The organism is Thauera sp. GDN1 (assembly GCF_029223545.1).
Taxonomy (GTDB): Bacteria; Pseudomonadota; Gammaproteobacteria; order Burkholderiales; family Rhodocyclaceae; genus Thauera.
Map to the genome: position 1 here is coordinate 2,519,962 of NZ_CP097870.1, position 20,278 is coordinate 2,540,239.

18 protein-coding genes are annotated in these 20,278 nt (G+C 69.0%); 1 reads left to right on the forward strand and 17 read right to left on the reverse strand.

Features of this window, described 5'->3' with window-relative positions:
• Window positions 1-5 precede the first annotated feature (5 nt).
• The 15 genes from CKCBHOJB_RS11605 to CKCBHOJB_RS11675 all read right to left on the reverse strand — a co-directional run bounded on the left by CKCBHOJB_RS11605 (window position 6) and on the right by CKCBHOJB_RS11675 (window position 15,569).
• Entirely contained in the window at window positions 6-887 is an 882-nt protein-coding gene (locus CKCBHOJB_RS11605) for an SDR family NAD(P)-dependent oxidoreductase (protein WP_281048828.1), read from the reverse strand.
• 52 nt (window positions 888-939) lie between these two features.
• Entirely contained in the window at window positions 940-1,764 is an 825-nt protein-coding gene (locus CKCBHOJB_RS11610) for an SDR family oxidoreductase (RefSeq protein WP_281048829.1), read from the reverse strand.
• Between the two features lie 18 nt (window positions 1,765-1,782).
• Window positions 1,783-3,348 (reverse strand): amidase, encoded by a 1,566-nt coding sequence (locus CKCBHOJB_RS11615; protein WP_281048830.1) that lies wholly within the window; start codon window positions 3,346-3,348, stop codon window positions 1,783-1,785.
• 1 nt (window position 3,349) lies between these two features.
• Window positions 3,350-4,225, reverse strand: coding sequence for an SDR family oxidoreductase (locus tag CKCBHOJB_RS11620; protein ID WP_281048831.1), 876 nt, complete (start codon window positions 4,223-4,225; stop codon window positions 3,350-3,352).
• A gap of 14 nt (window positions 4,226-4,239) precedes the next feature.
• Entirely contained in the window at window positions 4,240-5,403 is a 1,164-nt protein-coding gene (locus tag CKCBHOJB_RS11625; protein WP_281048832.1) for an acetyl-CoA C-acetyltransferase, read from the reverse strand.
• 2 nt (window positions 5,404-5,405) lie between these two features.
• Window positions 5,406-6,464 (reverse strand): acyl-CoA dehydrogenase family protein, encoded by a 1,059-nt coding sequence (locus CKCBHOJB_RS11630; RefSeq protein ID WP_281048833.1) that lies wholly within the window; start codon window positions 6,462-6,464, stop codon window positions 5,406-5,408.
• 13 nt (window positions 6,465-6,477) lie between these two features.
• The gene (locus CKCBHOJB_RS11635; RefSeq protein ID WP_281048834.1) at window positions 6,478-7,647 is read right to left on the reverse strand and encodes an acyl-CoA dehydrogenase family protein; all 1,170 of its coding nucleotides are present in this window, start codon (window positions 7,645-7,647) and stop codon (window positions 6,478-6,480) included.
• Window positions 7,648-7,654: 7 nt separating this feature from the next.
• Window positions 7,655-8,407, reverse strand: coding sequence for an enoyl-CoA hydratase family protein (locus CKCBHOJB_RS11640; RefSeq protein ID WP_281048835.1), 753 nt, complete (start codon window positions 8,405-8,407; stop codon window positions 7,655-7,657).
• A 46-nt stretch (window positions 8,408-8,453) separates the two neighbouring features.
• Window positions 8,454-9,596, reverse strand: coding sequence for a nitronate monooxygenase (locus CKCBHOJB_RS11645; protein ID WP_281048836.1), 1,143 nt, complete (start codon window positions 9,594-9,596; stop codon window positions 8,454-8,456).
• Entirely contained in the window at window positions 9,593-10,504 is a 912-nt protein-coding gene (locus CKCBHOJB_RS11650) for an enoyl-CoA hydratase (protein ID WP_281048837.1), read from the reverse strand. Before CKCBHOJB_RS11650 ends, CKCBHOJB_RS11645 begins: the two co-directional genes overlap by 4 nt.
• Window positions 10,505-10,526: 22 nt before the next feature.
• A complete protein-coding gene (locus CKCBHOJB_RS11655; RefSeq protein ID WP_281048838.1) occupies window positions 10,527-11,327 on the reverse strand; it encodes a ketoacid CoA transferase in 801 nt (266 codons plus the stop codon).
• Window positions 11,328-11,341: 14 nt separating this feature from the next.
• A complete protein-coding gene (locus CKCBHOJB_RS11660) occupies window positions 11,342-12,217 on the reverse strand; it encodes a CoA-transferase (protein ID WP_281048839.1) in 876 nt (291 codons plus the stop codon).
• A 26-nt stretch (window positions 12,218-12,243) separates the two neighbouring features.
• Window positions 12,244-13,146 carry a VOC family protein gene (locus tag CKCBHOJB_RS11665; protein ID WP_281048840.1) on the reverse strand — a complete coding sequence of 301 codons (903 nt, stop codon included), beginning with the start codon at window positions 13,144-13,146 and terminating at the stop codon, window positions 12,244-12,246.
• 246 nt (window positions 13,147-13,392) lie between these two features.
• Window positions 13,393-14,352: an OB-fold domain-containing protein gene (locus tag CKCBHOJB_RS11670; protein WP_281048841.1), complete on the reverse strand. Its 960-nt coding sequence runs from the start codon at window positions 14,350-14,352 to the stop codon at window positions 13,393-13,395.
• Window positions 14,353-14,357: 5 nt separating this feature from the next.
• Window positions 14,358-15,569, reverse strand: a complete 1,212-nt coding sequence (locus CKCBHOJB_RS11675; protein WP_281048842.1) for a thiolase family protein — start codon at window positions 15,567-15,569, stop codon at window positions 14,358-14,360.
• A gap of 226 nt (window positions 15,570-15,795) precedes the next feature.
• On the opposite strand from CKCBHOJB_RS11675, the gene CKCBHOJB_RS11680 reads away from it, so the two are divergent.
• The gene (locus CKCBHOJB_RS11680) at window positions 15,796-17,868 is read left to right on the forward strand and encodes a PQQ-dependent dehydrogenase, methanol/ethanol family (protein ID WP_281048843.1); all 2,073 of its coding nucleotides are present in this window, start codon (window positions 15,796-15,798) and stop codon (window positions 17,866-17,868) included.
• 90 nt (window positions 17,869-17,958) lie between these two features.
• Here the strand turns inward: CKCBHOJB_RS11680 and CKCBHOJB_RS11685 are convergent, their stop codons facing one another.
• Together CKCBHOJB_RS11685 and CKCBHOJB_RS11690 are read right to left on the reverse strand one after the other, a co-directional pair.
• A complete protein-coding gene (locus tag CKCBHOJB_RS11685) occupies window positions 17,959-18,162 on the reverse strand; it encodes a hypothetical protein (protein WP_281048844.1) in 204 nt (67 codons plus the stop codon).
• A 214-nt stretch (window positions 18,163-18,376) separates the two neighbouring features.
• On the reverse strand, window positions 18,377-20,224 hold the full coding sequence (locus tag CKCBHOJB_RS11690) for a long-chain-acyl-CoA synthetase (RefSeq protein WP_281048845.1): 1,848 nt from the start codon (window positions 20,222-20,224) through the stop codon (window positions 18,377-18,379).
• Window positions 20,225-20,278 lie beyond the last annotated feature (54 nt).

Genomic DNA, 20,278 nt, shown 5'->3' on the forward strand with positions numbered 1-20,278 from the left:
CTCCCTCAGCTCACCCGCGCCGGATGGAAGGCGCACGGAGCGCCGAGGATGTTGCGCCAGGTCGGCGGCTCGCGGCCGTCCTCGTCGCGCACGCCGTAGCGCTGCGCGAGTTCGGCGACGATCTGGGTACGCCCGGACAGCGCGGCCCGTTCCGGATCGCGCCACAGCGCGTGGATGACGCGGCCGACGAACTGCGGGCTCTCGCTGCGCGCCATGAAGTCGCCGTAGGCGTCGCCGCGCAGGCGGGCGGCGATCTCGGTGCGTTCGGTGCGCTGCACGCCCAGCCAGAGCGAGACCGCCGCCACGCCGGTGCCCTCGAAATCCACCGCCATGTCGGCGGCCATCTTGTCGCAGCCGGCCTTCTGCGCGCCGTAGGCGGGGCCGTGCATGTAGCATCCGGCGCCGTACGAGGAGGTGAACGCGACCAGCCCTCGCCCGGCCTTGAGCAGCAGCGGCGCGGCGTACCAGGCGGCGACATAGTTCGAGCGCAGGCCGACGCCGAACATGCCGGCCTGGGCGAGCGGCTTGGTCCAGAACGGGCCGGGCTCGATCAGGCTGTCGTCGATGCAGAGGGCGTTGTTCACCAGGATGTCGAGGCGGCCCTGCTCGCGCTCGATGCGCTCGAACAGCGCCTTCACCTGCGCGTCGTCGCCATGGTCGCAATGCACCGCGATGCCCTGCCCGCCCGCGGCGGTGACCGCGGCGGCGGCGTCGTGGATGGTGCCGTGCAGCGGCGTGTCGCCGATGCGCGATGCGCCGTCGGTGGTGCTGCGCCCGGTGACGTAGACCGTCATGCCGGCCGCGCCGAGCGCTTCGGCCACGCCGCGGCCAACGCCACGGCTGGCGCCGGTGACGACCGCGACGCCCTGTGAGGCGGATGTATTCATCGGTTTTCCTTGGGAATGAGGTCCGGACATGCGCGAGGCGGGTGCGGATCGCCTATCGCCCGGCCACTTGCCCGCCATCGACGCTGTAGAGCTGGCCGCTGATCCACGCGCCCTGGGTGCTGCACAGATACACCACCATGCTGGCGATCTCCGCCGGCGCGCCGGCGCGCTTCAGGGGCACGTAGGTGTCGATGATGGCGTCCCATTGCGCGGGCGACAGGTCGTCCAGGCGGGACGTGGTGACGATGCCCGGGCAGATCGCATTGACGCGAATGCCGTAGCGCCCCACCTCGCCCGCCATCGCTGCGGTCAGGGCATGCACCCCGGCCTTGCTGGCGGCGTAGGCGGCGGTGTTGGGCGCCATCAGCTTGCCGCCCACGGACGAGATGTTGATGATGGCGCCGCCCTCGCCCTGCTCGATCAGCCTGCGACCGAACACCTGGCTCATGTAGAAGCTGCCGTTCAGGTTCACGTCGATGACCTTGCGCCAGGCGGCAGGATCGACATCGACCACCGGGACCCGGTCGCCCGCGCGCGCGGCGCCGGCGTTGTTGATGACGAAATCCACCCGGCCGAACTCGCGCATCACCGTGTCGGCCAGGGCCGCGACGGCATCCGGGTCGGCGACGTTGCTGACCACCGGCAGCGCGCGTCTGCCCAGCGCGCGGATCTCCTCGGCGACCGAGTCGATGTCGCGCCAGCCAGCCCGCTTCTCGTCATCCGGGAAGGCGTCCGCCGGGCGGCCGCTGCCGGTGACGACGACGTCGCAGCCCGCGCGGGCGAGCTCGACTGCAATCGAACGGCCGATGCTGCGCATCCGTCCGGCGCCGGTGACGACGGCGAGCTTGCCTTCCAGGCCTGTCAGTGTGTAAGCCAAGGGTGCTCTCCCCGTCGTTCAGCCCAGCCGCGGCGGGCGGCGATCCACCCACGGCGCGGCCTGCTCGAGCTGCGCGGCGAGCGCGATCAGCCGCGCCTCGCCGCCATAGGGCGCCGCGAACTGCACGCCGATCGGCAGCCCTTCGGCGCTCCAGTGCAGCGGTACCGACATCGCCGGCAGGCCGGTCATGTTGAACATCGAGGTGAAGGCCGAGGCCTGCACCGCGTTGCGCGCATAGCTCTCGAAAGGCTGGTCGAGCGAGAGCTCGCCCAGCTTGGGCGGCAGCGCGGCGGTGGTCGGCGACAGGATCAGGTCGTAGCGCGCGAACAGTTCGTCCAGCACGCGGCCGCCGCGGTCGAAGACGTTGCGCGCCTTGAGGATCTGCTCGGCGGTGTAGGACTTGGCCTTCTGCAGGCTCTGCCAGTCGATCGGCTCGAACTCGTCCTCGCGTGCCTCGCGGCCGATGGCCTTCTCGCGCTCGCGCACGGTGTACAGCATGCCGCTGGCGGTGACCACGCCCATGCTGCCCGCCATCTCGAGGAAGGGCAGCGCCGACAGGTCGATCGGCTCGACGTGGTGGCCCAGGCCGGCACACAGCGTGGCCGCCTTGTTTGACGCTTCCAGGCATTCCGGATGCACGCCGGCGCCGAACAGGTTGGTCTGGAACAGGCCGATCTTCAGTCCGCGCGGAGCCTGCTCGAGCGCCGCAATCAGGTCTGCGGTCGGCGGTGCGGTACGCGAGCCCGCCTCCGGCCCCTGGCTGAGCTGCATCAGCAGCGCGGTGTCGCGCACGCTGCGGCTGATCACGTTGTGCACCGACAGACCGAGCCAGCCTTCGAGCGACTTCGGCCCCATCGGAATCAGCCCGCGGCTGGGCTTGAGGCCGAACAGGCCGCAGTGCGAAGCGGGAATGCGGATCGAGCCGCCGCCGTCGCTCGCATGCGCCACCGGCAGCACGCCGGCGGCCACCGCCGCCGAGGCGCCGCCCGAGGAGCCGCCGGAGCTGCGCTCCAGATCCCAGGGATTGCGGGTGGCGCCGAACAGGCGCGACTCGGTGGTGCCGGTCTGCCCGAATTCGGGCGACGCGAGCTTGGCGAAGATGTTGAGGCCCGCCGCCTGGTAGCGCTGCACCAGGGTGGAATCGTGGTCGGCGACGGCGTCCTTGAAGAAGGCGCAGCCGTTGGTGGTCACCGTGCCCTTGAGCGCGACGCCGAGATCCTTGAGCGCGAACGGTACGCCCGCAAGCGCCGGACGTGCCGCGCGTTCGGCCTGGCCGGCAGCGTCGAGCGTGCGTGCGGCCTCGCGTGCGAGATCGAAGTGCGGCACGGTGACGGCGTTGATCGCCGCGTAGGCCTCGGCCCGCGCGATCGCCGCCTCGAGCACCTCGCTCGGCTTGACGTCGCCGCGGCCGATGCGCAGCGCGATCTCGGTCGCATCCCAGCGCTCGTACTCGGGCAGCGGCAGTGCCGACGCCGCGGCCCAGGCGGGCGCCGCGGCGCCCAGGCCTACTGTCGCGGCGCCGCCCAGGGCCGCGCCGGCCTTCAGGAAATCACGACGCCCCTGCTCCACCGCCCGTTCGCTCATCTCAAGACCCCCACACCTTCTGCGCAGGCACGGCCTGCTTCATCAGTTCATCCACGGTGGCACCCGCTTCGAGGGCGGTGAGGCGCGCGCCCTTGTCCTTCTGCGGCCCGGTGCGCCAGCCGTCGCACACCGAGATACGCCCGCCCTGGCTCTCGAACACCTGGCCGGTGACGTGGGAGGACAGTTCGCTGCCCAGCCAGACGACCAGCGGCGCGACGTTCTCCGCCGCCCAGGCATCGAAACCGCTCTCAGGCGCCTTCACCACGTCGGGCATCGCGCTCTCGGTCATCGAGGTGCGCGCGGCCGGCGCCAGCGCGTTGGCGGTGACGCCGTAGCGTGCCAGCTCGGAGGCCTGCACCAGCGTGAGCGCGGCGATTCCGCCCTTGGCGGCGGAATAGTTCGACTGCCCGACCGAGCCCTGCAGGCCGGCGCCGGAGCTGGTGTTGATGATGCGCGCGGCGATCCTGTTGCCGGCCTTGGCCTGGTCGCGCCAGCGCTTGCCGAGGATGTTGGCGAGGCAGAAGTGGCCCTTGAGGTGCACCCGCATGACCTGGTCCCAGTCGTCCTCGGACAGGCTGATGAACATGCGGTCGCGCAGGATGCCGGCGTTGTTGACCAGCACATGCACCTCGCCGAACGCCGCCACGGCGGCATCGACGATCTGCTGCGCGGTGTCGATGCGCGTGATGTCGTCGGCGTTGGCGATCGCCTTGCCGCCTGCCGCGGTGATCTCGGCGACGACGGCGTCGGCGGCTTCCTTGCGGATGTCGTTGACGACCACGTTGGCGCCCTCGGCCGCGAAGGCCAGCGCATAGGCGCGACCCAGGCCGCCGCCGGCGCCGGTGATGATGACGGTGCGTCTTTCACAAATTCCCATGTCGATCCCTTTCCTTACAACCGTTCGATGATGGTGACGTTGGCCTGGCCGCCGCCTTCGCACATGGTCTGCAGGCCGTAGCGGCCGCCGCTGCGTTCCAGCTCGTGCAGCAGCGTGGTCATCAGGCGTGCGCCGGTCGCGCCGAGCGGATGGCCGAGCGCGATCGCGCCGCCGTTGGGGTTCATGCGCGCGGGGTCGTAGTCCAGCTCCTTCTGCCAGGCCATGACCACCGAGGCGAAGGCCTCGTTGATCTCGACCACGTCGATGTCGCTCATGCGCATGCCGGTCTTCCTGAGCGCGGCACGGGTGGCGGGAATCGGCGCGGTGAGGTGCCAGATCGGGTCGTCGCCCATCACCGACAGGTGGTGGACGCGGGCGCGCGGGGTCAGGTTGTAGCGCTTGAGCGCGGCTTCCGACACCACCAGCAGCGCGGCGGAGGCGTCGCAGGTCTGGCTCGACACCGCGGCGGTGATCGACGGGTATTCGGGGCCGACCGGCTCCAGCTCGGCCATCTTCTCCAGCGTGGACACGCGCGGCGTCTCGTCCTTGGTGACGCCCTCGAGGCCGACGATCTCGCGTTCGAAGCGACCTTCGGCGATGGCGGCGAGCGCGCGGCGGTGACTCTCGAGCGCATACACCTCCATGTCGCGGCGGCTGCACTGCCAGTGGTCGGCGATGCGCTGAGCGGAGTAGAACTGGTTGACCGGCTGGTCGCCGAAGCGCGCCTTCCAGCCCTTGCTGCCCGAGAACGGGTCCGGAAAGCCGAGCGGCTGGCCGGCGAGCATGGCGGACGAGATCGGGATCTGGGTCATGGTCTGAACGCCGCCGACCGCGACCACGTCCTGGGTGCCGCTCATCACCGCCTGCGCGGCGAAATGCAGCGCCTGCTGCGAGGAGCCGCACTGGCGGTCCACCGTGGTGCCGGGCACGTTCAGCGGCAGTCCGGCCGCAAGCCACGCGGTGCGCGCGATGTCGCCGGCCTGCGAGCCGATGGTGTCGACGCAACCGAAGATCACATCGTCGTATTCGTCGGCAGGAATGGCGTTGCGCTCGACCAGCGCCTTGAGGACATGCGCGCCGAGGTCGATCGCATGCACGTGGGACAGACCGCCCTTGCGCTTGCCGGTGGGGCTGCGCAGGGCATCGACGATGTAGGCTTGATTGGAGGCTTGCGCCATCTTCATTCCTCGAAAGTGTGGCCGGGGCCGAGCGCGGCGCCCTCGACCAGGATCGCGTCGGCGACGCGGGACTTGTGAAAACCGCGGTCGCCCCAGGACGCATCCAGTGCCCAGGCGCGCTTCATGAACATCTGCAGATCGACTTCCCAGGTGTAGCCCATCGCGCCGTGCACCTGGATGCCATGGCGCGCGGCCAGCCAGGCGGCTTCGCCGCAGGCGAGCTTGGCGTGGGACACCCGCGCGTCGGCCCCGGCCTCGCCGTGGGCGAGCGCGTAGGCGGCGCGGTACAGCACCGGCTTGGCGAACTCGATCTTGGTGGCGACGTCGGCCAGATGGTGCTTGACCGCCTGGAAGCTGCCGATCGGCTTGCCGAACTGCTTGCGCTGGGCGACGTAGTCGACCGACAGGTCGAGCATGCGCTGGGCGAGGCCCAGCAGCTGGCCGGCGGTGGACAGCGCGCCGCGGTTCAGCGTCTGCGCCCACAGCGCGCGGCCGGCCTCGCCGTCGGCGATCAGGCTCGCGGTGGCGGGCGTCCAGCGCACGCGTGCCAGGCGGCGCGACAGGTCGATGCTGGCATTGGCCTCGATCTCGACCTGGGCGCGCGGTACGGCATGCACCTCGTCGCCGTGGGCGAGCAGGAGCAGATCGGCCGGGTTGGCATCTGCCACCAGCGGATTCACCGGGTGTCCGACGGCGATGCGGATGCTACCCTCGGCGATGCGGACCAGCCAGGCCTCGCGCTCGGCGGTGCCGGCCGGGAGCGCCGTGATCAGCCCGGCTGCCACATAGGCGACGTCGGCCAGCGAATCGGGAATGGCGTAGTAGCCCAGCTCCTGCGTCATCAGCGCCCAGGCGACGTCGTCCATGCCCAGGCCGCAGCAGTTCTCGGGCACCGACAGCGCGGTCAGGCCCTGCTCGGCGAGGCTCTTGCGCAACTCGGGCGAGCGCCCGATGTCGGTGTCCCAGATCTCGCGCAGCATCTCGGGCGCGGCTTCGGTCATCAGGAAGCGGCTCACCGCCTCGCGGAAGGCTAGCTGGTCGTCGGTGAAAGTGAAGTCCATGGCGGCCCCTTCCTTATTTCGGCAGGCCGAGCATGCGCTCGGCGATGATGTTGCGCTGGATCTCGTTGGTGCCGGCATAGATCGGCCCGGCCTGGGCGAACAGGAAGCCGTCCAGCCAGCGCGCGGCCTCGACCGCCTCCGGCGCGTCGCCGGTGAGCTCGGCGAAGGGGCCGAGGATGCGCATCGCGGTCTCGTGCATCTTCAGGTCGAGCTCGGACCAGTAGATCTTGTTGGTGCTCGCCTCGGCACCGATGCGCGCGCCCTTCGCCAGGCGGCCGACGGTGTGGTAGGCGGACAGTGCATAGGCCTCGGTGCCCGTCCAGGCCTCGATGACCGCGTCGCGGATGCTCGGGTCGCGGTCGGCGACTTCGCGGTGCGCCTTGTACAGCTCGACCAGCTTGCGCGCGGTGTACTGGAACCGTGCCGGCGAGCGCAGCAGGAGGCCGCGCTCGAAGCCGGCGGTGGCCATCGCCACGTGCCAGCCCTGGCCTTCGTCACCGATGCGGTTCTCCACCGGCACCTTGACGTCGTCGAAGAAGATCTCGGCGAAGGCCTGCTTGCCGTTGAGGGCCTGGATCGGGCGGATGGTCACGCCCGGCGCGTCCAGCGGCACCGCCAGGTAGGACAGGCCGTGGTGGCGGCTCGAGCCCGGATCGCTGCGGAACAGGCCGAACAGCCAGTCGGCAAAGCTCGCCCGCGTCGACCAGGTCTTCTGGCCATTGACGACGTAATGGCTGCCGTCGGCGGACAGGATGGCCTTGCTGGTGATCGCCGCCATGTCCGATCCGGCGTTGGGCTCGGACCAGCCCTGCGCCCACATGTCCTCGCTCGAGGCCATGCGCGGCAGGAAGCGCGCCTTCTGCGCCTCGGTGCCGAACTCGATCAGCGTCGGGCCGAGCAGCAACTGGCCGTTCTGGTTCACCCGCATCGGTGCGCCGGCGCCGTAATACTCCTCCTCGAAGATCAGCCATTCGATGAGGTCGCAACCGCGGCCGCCGAGGGCCTCGGGCCAGATCACCATCGACAGGCGCGCGTCGAACAGCTTGCGCTCCCATTCGCGGTGCTGCTCGAAGCCCTCGCGGGTGTCGTAGCTGGCCAGCGACTCGCGCGGCAGGTTGGCCGCGAGCCAGGCGCGCACTTCCTCGCGGAAGGCTTTCTGCCGGGGGGTGTAGGCGAGATCCATGGTGTCCTCAGAACTTGGCTTCGCGTTTCTCGACAAAGGCGCGGCGGGTCTCCGCCGAGTCGGGGCTGGTGTAGGCCTGCAGCGTGAAGCCCTGCTCCCAGCGGTACTTGTCTTCCAGGTTGCCGTCCTCGATGCCGTTCAACGCCTCCTTGGCGATGCGGATCATGGCCGGGCTCTTGGCGGCGATCTTGCGGGCGATCTCGAGCGCGGCCTCGCGCAGTTCGGCCTTGGGCACGACGCGCTCGATGAAGCCGTAGCGCTCGGCCTCGCGCGCGCCGATCTTCTCGCCGGTGAAGAACAGGTAGCGCACCTTCTGCACCGGGAACAGGCGCTGCAGGTGGGCGCCGCCGCCCATCGCGCCGCGGTCGACCTCGGGCAGCGCGAAGGTGGCGCACTCCGACGCGACCACGATGTCGGCTGCGCCGGTGATGCCGATGCCGCCGCCGAGCACGAAGCCGTGCACCGCGACGACGACCGGCACCGGGTTGCGGTGCACCGCCTTGAAGGTGGCGTAGTTGCCGCCGTTGACCGCGACGATGCGCTCGGGGTGGGCGTCGAGCTCCTTGATGTCGACGCCGGCGCAGAAGCCGCGGCCCTCGGCGCGGATCACGATCACGCGCACCTCGGGGTCGTGGCCGAGTTCGTCGATGCGGTGCGCCAGCGCGAACCACTCGCTGCTGTCGAGGGCGTTGACCGGGGGTTTGTTGATGACGAGTTCGGCGATGCCGTTGTCGATCGTTGTCTGGAAGGCCTGGCTCACGTTATCGGGCTCCGTGGGGTTTCGTGTCGGGTGGCGGGCTGCGCGCTCAGGCAGCAGCCGCGGTCTCTTTGCAGGGGTCGGTGCAGGGCGCGCTGTCCAGGCGGGCGTACAAGGCGGCGAGGCAGGACTCGGCTTCGGCGGCGATGCCGTGGATGACGTCCTCGCAGCTCTCGAGCTTGCCGATCGCCGCCGCCACCTGGCCGCTGGGCAGGATGCCCTCGTCAGGATGACCCTCGACCATAGAACGCTGCAGCAGCACCGGCTGGTTGGCCGACATCACGGTCTGCGACACCGCGCCCGGGTCTTCCTTCAGCGCCTGGCGGAACACGCCGAGCATGTGGCCCAGGCTCATGCCGGTCTGCTGCTTCCACTGCCAGGCGCTCTTCAGCGCGATCATCAGCCGGCCCATCGGACTGGCGGCCTCGAGCTTGTTGATGAAGGGGTTCTCGATCATGCGGTGGCGCATGCCATCGACCGCGAGCGTCACCCGCACCTTCTGTGGGTCGTCGACCTTGACGTAGCGCTCGAGCGTGGCCGGCGGCGTGGGCGAATCGGTGGTCATCAGGAAGCGCGTGCCCATGGCGATGCCGGCGGCACCGGCAGCCAGCGCCGCGGCCAGGCCGCGCCCGGTGGAGTAGCCGCCGGCGGCGATCACCGGCACCTTCACCGCCGCCAGCACCTGCGGCAGCAGGATGGTGGTGGGCACGCCGCCGGTGTGGCCGCCGCCCTCGCCGCCCTGGATGGTGATCATGTCGGCACCCAGCTCGACCGCCTTGATCGCGTGCTTCAAGGCGCCCACGGTGGGGATGCACAGCACGCCGGCTTCCTTGAAGCGCGCGATGGTCTTCTTGTCCGGGCCGCGCCCGTAGCTCACGGCGCGCAGCTTGTACTGGATCGCCAGATCCACGCACTGCCCGGCGTTCTCCTGGAACATGTGGAAGTTGAGGCCGAAGTTGCTGCCGCCGGTGGCGGCGATGACCTTCTGGATCTCGCCTTCGATCTTGTCGGCATCGATGGTGGCACCGGCCAGGAAGCCGAAGCCGCCGGCCTTGGTGGTGGCGATCACCAGGTTGGCGTCCGCCACCCAGCCCATCGCGGTCTGGATGACCGGAAAGCGGCAGCCGAGGCGTTCGGTGAGCGGCGTGCGCAGCAGCGCGGAGAAATCGGGGTTCATGGCGGAGTGACTCATGCCTTGTGCTCGCCGGCGGCCTGCTTGTTGGCGCTCGCCATGGCCTTGGCGTCGTAGCCGCCGAGCTTGTCGCCCGACAGCAGTTCGTTGTGGGTGTGGGCGAAGTGGTGCCAGGCGAACACCGCGTCCATCGCGGTGCGCTTGCCCTGCAGATCCTCGACGTGATTGACCGCCTGCTTGGTCAGCGCCAGGCCCATGCGCGGCTGCTTGGCGATGCGGGCAGCGAGTGCGTAGGTCTCGGCCTCGAGCTGGTCGCGGGCCACGACGCGGTTGACCATGCCCATCTGGTACGCGCGCTCGGCGCCCATGCGATCGCCGGTCATCAGGAATTCCTTGGCGATGCGCGGGTTGAGCTCGTAGGGATGGGCGAAATACTCCACCCCCGGGATGCCCATGCGCACGACCGGGTCCTGGAAGAAGGCGTCGTCGCTGGCGACGATGAGGTCGCACACCCAGGCCAGCATCAGCCCGCCCGCCACGCAGGCGCCCTGCACCATGGCGATGGTGGGCTTGGGCAGCTCCCGCCAGCGCCGGCACATGTTGAGGTACACCTCCTGCTCGCGCACGTAGAGGTACTCACCGCCGGGCTTGTTGGTGTGGTCCCACCACAGGTTCACACGATCGAAGGGCTTGTTGATGTCTCGCCCCGGCGTACCGATGTCATGGCCGGCGGAAAAATGCTTGCCGTCGCCGCGCAGCACGATGACCTTGACCGCGTCGTCATCCACCGCACGGCGGAAGGCGGCGTCCAGCGCATAGGTCATCTGCGAGTTCTGCGCGTTGTTGAACTCGGTACGGCTCATCGTCACCGTGGCGATGCCGTCGGCCACGGCGTACTTCACCGGCGTGTCGGTCTCGTACACCGCGTTGTCCGCGCGGCTCACGAAGTTCTGGTCTGGGGCGCTCATGTCTGCTTCTTCCTTGCCCGGATCAGGCGGTGGCGCGGATGCCCGGCGGGTTGCCCTTGATCTGCGCGCCACGCAGGTCGTGCGGATCGAGGCGGCGGATGATCTCCAGCTGCGCCGCCGTCGGATGCGGGGTTTCGCCCAGCTCCGGCGCCTGCAGCAGCGGGAAGCCGGTCTTCTCCTGCACCTCGTCGAAGCTGACGCCCGGGTGCAGCGAGCGCACGCGGATGGCGTGCTCCGGACCTTCGAAGTCGAGCACGCAGAGGTCGGTGACGATGCGGCGGATGTCCATGAAGTCCTGCTTCATGCCGGGTTCCCAGCGCGCCGGGTTGAAGCCGACGCCCGACACCATGTCCACCTCGCCTTCGACGAACACGCGCTTGCTGTGGTTGGGCACGAAGAAGGAGTTGATGTGGTTGATGCTGTTGCCGGGCAGGCCACGCACGCCGAGGATGGCGGCCTTGGGCTTCTTGTAGTCGCCCACCACGGACAGGTTGGTCTGACCGAAGCGATCGATCTGGGTCGGGCCGATCATGGCGTGGCGGCGACCGCCCCACACGCACTCGAACACGCGCTCGAAGGACATGTAGCCCGAATACTTCGGCACGAAGTCCCCGCGCGGGCCGAGCGGGATCGGCTCCTCGACCAGAAAGCACTCGCTGTCGGTCATCAGCAGCTCGGGGGCGTAAGTGAGCTTGGCCAGGCTGGCGCCCAGGCGCGGGATCACGCCGATGCCCGAGGCCAGCACCTCGCCGTCGCCGCGCCAGGCTTCCGAAGCCGCGACGATCATCAGCTCGGCCAGGGTGAAATCAGTGTTGTTGCTCATGCCGCTCGCGCTCCTCAAAACACCGGCAGGGGCAGCTTGCCCATGCGCTCGATGCCGCCGTTCTTGTCCTGGTAGGCAGCCTCGCCCGGGGTGACGAACTCGTCCATGTAGGCCTGCCAGCCCCCCTCTTCCGCCGCGCTGGCGACGTAGCGCTTGAAGTGGCCCATGTCCCAGCCGTACTCGGGCGCGCAGGTGGTCGGGTGCGCACCGCAGGGCGCGTGCACCACGCCCTTCACCAGATAGCGCTCGAAGGTGTTGAAGCGGGCCTGCTCGGGGGTGAGCGCCAGGCGCTCCTCGACACGCTCGGCCGACACGTAGCAGGCGTCCGCCGCACGCGCGACCAGATGGTCGAAATACGGGTCGCCGCCCTGGATCAGGGTGTTGCCGAGCCGGTCGGCAACGTTGACGTGCACCAGCGCGACGTCGAGCTTGAGCGCCGGCATCGCCAGCAACACCTCGCCGTCGGCATAGGGCGACTGGATGGTCTTGAGCTCGGGGTTGAGCTTGGTGACATCGGTGGCCAGGCCGCAACGCGTGGGCAGGAAGGGCACGCGCATGCCGGCGGCGCGCAGGCCCCACTGCCACATGCCTTCATCGAGCTCCATCAGCTCGAGCGCGCCGGATTCACGCACCTTGCGATACCAGGGCTCGAGCGGGATGGCATCGAGCGTGGCGAAGCCGAAGATCAGCTTCTTCACCTTGCCGGCGGCGCACAGCATGCCCACGTCCGGACCGCCGTACGACACCACGGTGAGGTCCTTGACGTCCGAGCGCAGGATCTCGCGCACGATCGCCATCGGCTTGCGCCGCGGCCCCCAGCCACCGAAACCGATGGTCATGCCATCGCGCAATTGGGCGACGACATCGGCCGTCGTCATCAGCTTGTTCATGGATACTTTCCCGTTACCGGCCGCGCTCAGGCGGCCTGTTCCTTCTGACCCACGCCGAAGTCGTGGCCCCAGATGCTGACGCGGGTGAACTCGAAGGCATTGTGGCGCTCCCAGTCGCACTGCAGCCCGCCGTAGCCGTACTCGAGATCGAAGCCCGAGGGCGTCTTCATGTAGAAGGAGATCATGCGGTCGTTGAGGTGCTGGCCCAGGGTGGCCGACAGCGGCACCTTGTGCGCGATGCGGCGGTCGTGGGCGCGGCCGACCTCGGTCATCGAATCGACCTCGACCATCACGTGCACGCAACCGCTCGGCACCGGGTACTCGGCGATTGCCAGGCTGTGATGGCGGGCGTTGTTGCAGTGCAGGAAATGGATGCGCACCGGCGGCGCCGACGGGTCGGGGCGGAAGTTGAAGATGTCCGACAGACCGAAACCGAGCACGTCGCGGAAGAAGGCCGCAGTGGCGTCGAAGTTGGGCGCCGGCATCACGGTGTGGCCCAGGCCCATGTCACCGGTGAGGAAGCTCGGCACGCCCTGCGGCGAGACGAAGGGCTGGCAGTCGGACAGATGACCCCAGCACAGCTCGTGGCGATTGCCCGAGGGGTCGCTCACCACCGCGACGGCCTGCATGCCGCGCTGGGCGACGGTGGCGGCATCGGCCAGTTCGTAGCCCACACCCTTGGCGTCGAGCTCGGCCAGCGCCGCCTTGAAGGCGCCCTCGCCCGGAAGCTCCCAGCCCGAAGCCACGTAGCGGCGCTCGGCGCCCCGCACCACCAGGATGCGGAAGGGACGCTCGTCCATCTTGATGTAGAGACCGCCGCCAGGCGCAGCCGAGGTCATCATGCCGAGCACGTCCTCGGCGTAATGCTTCCACTCGGCGAGGTCGTCGATCTGGGCCACGAAGTAGGCCAAACCGCGGATGTCGATCATTGCTGCCCCCAAAAGATTGCTCGGATACGTGGGGGCATTGTGCGAACAGGCGGCCGCGCCATCATCGTCCGTTGAGACTACGCAAATCGTGCGACCGAACCCCGCGGCAAGCCAAAAAAAGGGCCGCCAACCCTTGCGGGGAGGCGGCCTCGAAGAGAGGAGGGTAAACCATGCAACGAAACTGCAGGTACTACGACAACGCACTACACGAACACAAACTCGATTCGGACGCGGCGACGCCGGCGGTCACATGTACAGGATGACCAGATCGTTGATGACCGACGGCCGCTCGCTGCCGACGACATGGGTGACGATCTCCATCGTCAGCTGCATGCCCTTGGGCAGTTTTTCGACCGACTTCACCCGCGACCGGGCGTGGATGCGCGAACCCGCCGGCACCGGCGCCGGGAAGCGCAGGCGGTCGGAACCGTAATTGACCATGTTGTTGAAGCCGACGACCTCGAAATCGAGCGGGATACGCAGCCGCGATTGCAGCACCTGCACCAGCGCGCCATGGGCGATGGTGCCGCCGAAGGGGCTCTGCTTGCGCGCGCGCTCGGGGTCGGTGTGGATCCAGTAGTCGTCACCCGACAGCTTCGCGAATTCGTCGATCAGCGCCTGATCGACCACGATCTGGTTGCTCCAGGCCGAGAAGGTGTCGCTCACCAGCGCCTTCATCGCCGCCTCGTCGTCGCAGCGCACCTGGCGCTTCGCGGCCGCCGGCTCGGCGCTGGCCTGGGCTCCGGCCGCCGCGGCGAGCGCGGCGGGCGTGCTGTCGATGCGGGCCGGGAAATCCTTGTCCGCCGCGGTGAAGCGCAGCAGCGCGGTGCCGTCGGACTTCACCTTGTCGAACACCGGCTTGACCCGCATGCCGACCTCGATCTCGGACTCGTCGAGGCCGATCAGCGTGGTGTTGATGCGCACGCCCTCGTCGAGCTCGACCACCGCCATCTTCTGCGGCATCTCGTCGGCGAAGTCGGGCAGCGTGGGGATGCGGGTCAGGGTGTAGGTGTAGAGCGTGCCGGCGCCCTCGACCTGCTTCCACTCCAGGTCCTGCGACCAGCACTTGTCGCAGTGGCGGCGCGGAAAGAAGATCCAGTGGCCGCAGGAATTGCATTGCGGGATCGTGAGGCGGCCTTCCTTGAGGCCGTTCCAGTACGGTGCCGAGATCGCGGTCGGTGTCGGCAGCGGTTTGTTGGTCGACATGCTCGTCATGCTCCCTGGAGAATCAGTGCGCCCTGCTCGCTCATCACGCCACCGGTGCCCGAGACGAACACGGTGTCGCAGCGCTTGAGCTGGCGCTCGCCGGCGCGGCCGGAAATCTGGTGGAAGGCCTCGATGACCTGCGACATGCCGCCCGCGGTGCCGCTCTGGCCGAAGCTGAGCTGGCCCCCGTGGGTGTTCATCGGGAAGTTGCCCTTGTAGGTCAGGTCGTGCTCGCGCACCCAGCGCATGCCCTCGCCCTTGGGCGCGAAGCCGGCGTCCTCGAGCGTCAGCAGCACGGTGATGGTGTAGCAGTCGTAAATCTGCGCGGCGTGGATGTCGCTGCGCTTGACGCCCGCCATCGCGAAGGCACGCTCGGCCGCGGGGCCGATGGGCGTGTCGGTCATTTCGGCCGCGTAGGTCGGCGACTTGAAGTACAGGTGCTCGCCGAAGCCGGTGATGCAGGCGCCGCGGTTCTTCGCCCGCGCTGCCACTTCCTTCGAGGCGACGATCACGGCGGCGCCGCCGGCGACCGGCATCACGATCTCGAGCACGCGCAGCGGCTCGGCCACCATCTTGCTGGCGAGCACGTCCTCGATGGAAAGCGGCTTGCCGAAGAAGCTGGCGTCCGGGTTGGCGAGCGCATTGGTGCGCTGATCGACCGCGATCTTGGCCATCGCCACCGGGTCATAGCCGTACTTCGCCGCGTAGCGCTGGGCGATCATCGCGTAGCCGGTGTTCTGCCCCATGTGGCCGTAAGGCAGGTCGAATTCCGCCTCGGGGGCGCCGAAGGCGGTGCTGTGGCCACCGAAACGCATCGCACGAGCCATCCAGCTCGGATCCTCGTCCGGCCCGAAGGGCGCCATGCGCGCGGGAATCACGCACAGCACGGCCTGGCAAAGACCCATCTCGACCGCCATCGCCGCGCGCCACACCGCCGCCACCGACGAGCATCCACCCAGGTCGACGACCTCGGCGAAGTTGAGCGACAGGCCGAGGTATTCGGCCGCCATCGCCGGCACGAAGACCTGCGCCTCGTGGAACTGCGGACCATGGATCACCAGGCCGTCGATGTCGGCGGCCTTCAGCCCCGCATCGGCCAGCGCCTGGCCCGCCAGATCGGCCACCTGCTCCAGATGGAACATCCGCGGCGCGGTCGCGTATTTCTCCGGCTTGTACTGCGCGGCGCCGACGATTGCTGCGTTTCCTTTGAGACCCATGCTCCCTCACCTCGCTGATGCGGGCATTACCCGCCTTGTGTTGGGAGCAACGATGCCACAGGCGAGCGGGCGGGCAATCGTTCAAATCGACTAGGCGAAGCGGAGGAGCCCCTCCGGACGGACGATTCGGCGCGCGCCCGCGCGCCCGATGATGCGCAGGTCATCCCCACCACGCGGGCGGTCGCGCCCGAAGGAGTCCCCCATGCGCCGCTTCCGGCAAAGAACGATGCTCATCGCGCTCGCTGCCGCCGGCACCCTCGCCGCGCAGGCCGTGGCGATCGCTGCCGCGCCACCCTCCCCGTCCACCGCCGTCGCCAGCGAATGGCCACGGCATGGCCTCGACGCCGCCGAGACCCGCTTCAGCCCGCTGTCGGCGATCGACACCGACAACGTCGGGCGCCTGGGCCTGGCCTGGCACTTCCGCTTCGACCGCCCGCGCGGGGTCGAGGCGACGCCGATCATGGTCGACGGCACGCTCTTCGTCACCGGGCCGTGGGGCGTGGTGTATGCGCTCGACGCGCGCAGCGGCCGGCTCAAGTGGCAGCACGACCCCGAGGTGCCGGCCGGCAAGGGCATGCACGCCTGCTGCGACGTGGTCAATCGCGGCGTGGCGGTGGAGGACGGGCGCGTCTTCGTCGCCACCACCGACGGTCGCCTGCAGGCCCTGGACGCCCAGGACGGCCGCCTGCTGTGGTCGACGCGGACCTTCGACATCGAGACGCCCTACACCATCACCGGCGCACCGCGGGTCGCGCGCGGCCTGGTGGTGATCGGCAACGGCGGCGCCGAGTACGGCGTGCGCGGCTTCGTCTCGGCCTATGACGCGCAGACCGGCGCGCTGCGCTGGCGTTTCTACACCGTGCCGGCCAACCCGGCAGACGGCCAGGACGGGGCAATCTCCGACCACCCCCTCGAGGAGCTCGCCCTGCCGACCTGGACGGGGGAATGGTGGCGCCACGGCGGTGGGGGCACGGTGTGGGATTCGATGGCCTGGGACCCGGAGCTCGACCTGCTCTACTTCGGCGTCGGCAACGGCTCGCCCCACGACCGCGACGTCCGCAGCCCCGGCGGCGGCGACAACCTGTTCCTGTCCTCGATCGTCGCGGTCCGCGCCAGCACCGGCGAATACGTCTGGCACTACCAGACGACGCCCGGCGACAGCTGGGACTACACCGCCACCCAGCACATGATCCTGACCGAGCTGGAGATCGGGGGCCGCCCGCGCAAGGTGCTGATGCAGGCGCCCAAGAACGGCTTCTTCTACGTCCTCGACCGCAGCACCGGCGAACTGCTGTCCGCCGACAAGTACGTCACGGTGAATTGGGCGAGCCACGTCGACCCCGCCAGCGGCCGTCCGGTGGAGACCGAAGGCGCGCGCTACCCCGCCGGCCAGCCCTTTCTGGTCCAGCCCTCGCAGCTCGGCGGACACAACTGGCAGCCGATGGCGTGGAGCCCGGCCACCGGTCTGGTCTATATCCCGGCCCAGGAAAACACCGGCTTCATGATGAAGGAGCCCGGCTTCCGCCATGAGCCCGGGCGCTGGAACACCGGCGTGCTCAATCCGCCGATGCCGCCCGACCCCGCCGTACTCGAACAGGCCAAAGCCTCGATGCACGGCCATCTGCTGGCCTGGAACCCGGTGCGCCGAACGGCGGCCTGGCGTGTCGCCCATCCAGGCTCCTGGAACGGCGGCGTGCTCGCCACCGCCGGCGGGCTGGTGTTCCAGGGCATAGGCGGCGAGGGGCTGACCGCATTCGACGCGCGTGACGGCCGCCGCCTGTGGCAGTCCGACACCTGGCTCGACATTCTCGGCGGCCCGATCAGCTACACGCTCGATGGCGAACAGTACATCGCCGCAGCGGCCGGCTTCGGCAGCTCCATGCACATCACCTCCAGCGCCCTGCTGCCGCGCACGGGCGCTCCGGTGCCGGGCGGCCTGTTCGTGTGGAAGCTGGACGGCAAGGCCGCCATGCCGCAGCCGACGCAGCGGCCGCGCGCGGCGCCTCCGCCCGACACCGGCACCGAAGCCGAGATCGCGCACGGCGCGGCGCGTTACGCGCGCTACTGCATGCAGTGCCATGGGGCCGGGGCAGTGGCCGGCGGAGGGATGCCCGACCTGCGCCAGTCACCGTACCTGGGCGAGGCCGCGCTGTTCCGCCGCCCGCTGCTCGACGGCCTGCTCGCCGCGCGCGGCATGCCCGGCTTCGCGGAGACCCTGACGACGGCGGACGCCGACGCGATCCGTCACTACATCATTCGCATGGCGCACATCTTCGCCCGGCTGCCGGCGAAGGACTGAGCGCCACAAGGCAACATGGCCCAGCCCTCGGAGTCCGGAGGCAGGGCCATGTCGTTCGTTGCGACCACCGAGGCGGTCGCGGAGTATCGTTCAGTGCGTCGCCAGCATCGCGAAGAAGCGGCCGGTCGAGGCGTTTGCGGGCGAACCCGTGTTGTGACACTGAGTCTCGCTGGCGCCGCAGGCCGGGATCTGGACCAGGGAGTCGAGCACCCGGGAATGGCCGCGGTCGAGCATGGCGGCAAAGGCTGCGAGGCATCCGAACACGCATCCGCACAACAGGGCCTTGGTAATCATGTACTTCTCCTCCGTGATCTACAGTCTCGCGTGCGCACTGCACGCCGCCTGCAGGAACCGGGTACGACGCCGCTTCTTTGCGACTGCCATCCAGGTGTCTCCTCCTGCACGGTGTCGACATTGACGAAGGAAGGCAAGGGCGACATCGTCCAAACGGACTAAGGCGAAAAAAAAGCGCCCCGAAGGGCGCCGATCGGCCGTCTGCCGGCGGGCGTCAAGCGAAGGGCGGCAGGCCCGCGTTCTTCAGCGCCTCGTCCGAGTAGGGGCGATAGGTCCCGGTGCGCTCGTCGCGCACGTAGAGCGGATCGTCGAAGGCGCGCGGGTCATAGCCGTGGCGCTGGAGATCGACCTTGCGCAGCTTGTACGTGGTCGTGAGGTCGGCGGCGCTGGACACGCGCACGAACTGCGGCGCCGCGTAACGCGGCACGCGGGCCTCGGTCAGGTCGTAGAAGGTCTTCGGATCGAAGCTGTGGCCCGGCTGCATCACCACCGCTGCCATGCCCGCGCGCCCCTCGTGCTCGGGAACCTTCACCCCGTAGATGTTGATGAGCTCGAGGCCCGGATAGTCCGACAGGGCCTCCGCGACTTCAGCGGTCGACACGTTCTCGCTCTTCCAGCGGAAGGTGTCGCCGATGCGGTCGACGAAGTAGAAATACCCGTTCTCGTCGTAGCGCAGCAGGTCGCCCGAACTCCAGAACGCATCGCCGTCGGTGAAGACGTTGCGCAGGATCTTCTTCTCTGTGGCTTCCTGGGACGTATAGCCCTCGAAACGCCCGCCGCCGATCTCGGGGTGATTAACGATGAAGGCGATGCCCTCGCCCACCTCGCCCGGCTGGCACAGGATGTAGCGGCCGTTCTCGTCGCGCGGATGCGATTCGGTCTCGACGTCGTAGCGCACCAGACGGAAGTTCGTCTTGTTCCAGTCGGGCACGCGGCCGCAGGAGCCGATGTAGTTGTCGACGTTGATCAGGGCGGTGTTCGCCTCGGTTGAACCCCAGCCCTCATACACCTCGATCGGACCGAAGCGCTCGAGCCAGCGCGTCCAGCTCTCAGCGGTGAGTCCGGCGCCGAGCATGCTGCGCAGGCTGTGTTCACGGTCGTTGGGCTGCGGAGGCGCATTAAGCAGGTAGCGGCAGATCTCGCCGATGTACTGGAAGACGGTGATGCCGTTGCTGCGGACGTCGGTCCAGAACTCGCGGGTGCTGAACTTGCGCCGCACCACGATGCTGCTCCCGGAGCGGAGGGCGGTGGACGTCACCGAGGTGGCCGCCGCGCCGTGGTAAAGGGGCAGGCAGCAATAGAAGACATCGTCGGGCGTCACGTTCAGGGTCACCTGCATGACGTCGCCGGACGACATCCAGCGCATGTGGCTGTAGCGTGCCGCCTTGGGCAGGCCGGTGGTGCCCGAGGTGAAGATCAGCAGCATCGTCTCCTCGGCGCGCACCGCCGCGCGGCCTTCGCGCGGGAATGCGCCAAGCGGCGCAGCCGCGACCTCGGCCGTGATGTCGGCACTGACGATCGACCGATGCGCGGCGCCGGCGGGCTTTTCGGAGTCGGCAACCAGATAGAGCGGTTGCGCCGGACGCTCGGGGGTGAGCGCGAAGTTCTCGATGCACTCCTCGCCGACGACCACCGCACGGGCCCGGGTCGATTCGAGCGCATGGGCGAGCGGGCGCCCGGTCACCTGCGTGTTGATGACCGCAATGACCACGCCCAGCTTGGCCAGACCGAACCAGTAGAAGAAGAACTCGGGCCGGTTCTCGAGCGCCAGCGCACAGACGTCGCCGCAGCGCAGGCCGCGGGCGTGGAGCGCATGGGCCACCTGGTTGGCGCGTGCATCGACCTCGGCGTAGGTGAAGCGCTGTCCGCCGTAGATCAGGAAGACGCGATCGCCGAAACGCGCGGCCTGCTCTTCGAGGCGATCGGCGACGGTGTAATGGTCGGCCGGCTTGATGAGGTTCGCGGCGCGCGAGCGCGCGTCGAGCTTGGACTGGGTTTCTTCGCGCGGGACCACCTTGCCGCGGGTCGCGAGCGGATTCAGAACGACGGCAGAATCGGACATGCGCCCTTCTCCATGTGTGTTCGAGCTTTGCTGTTCGAAGATCGACCGCGGACG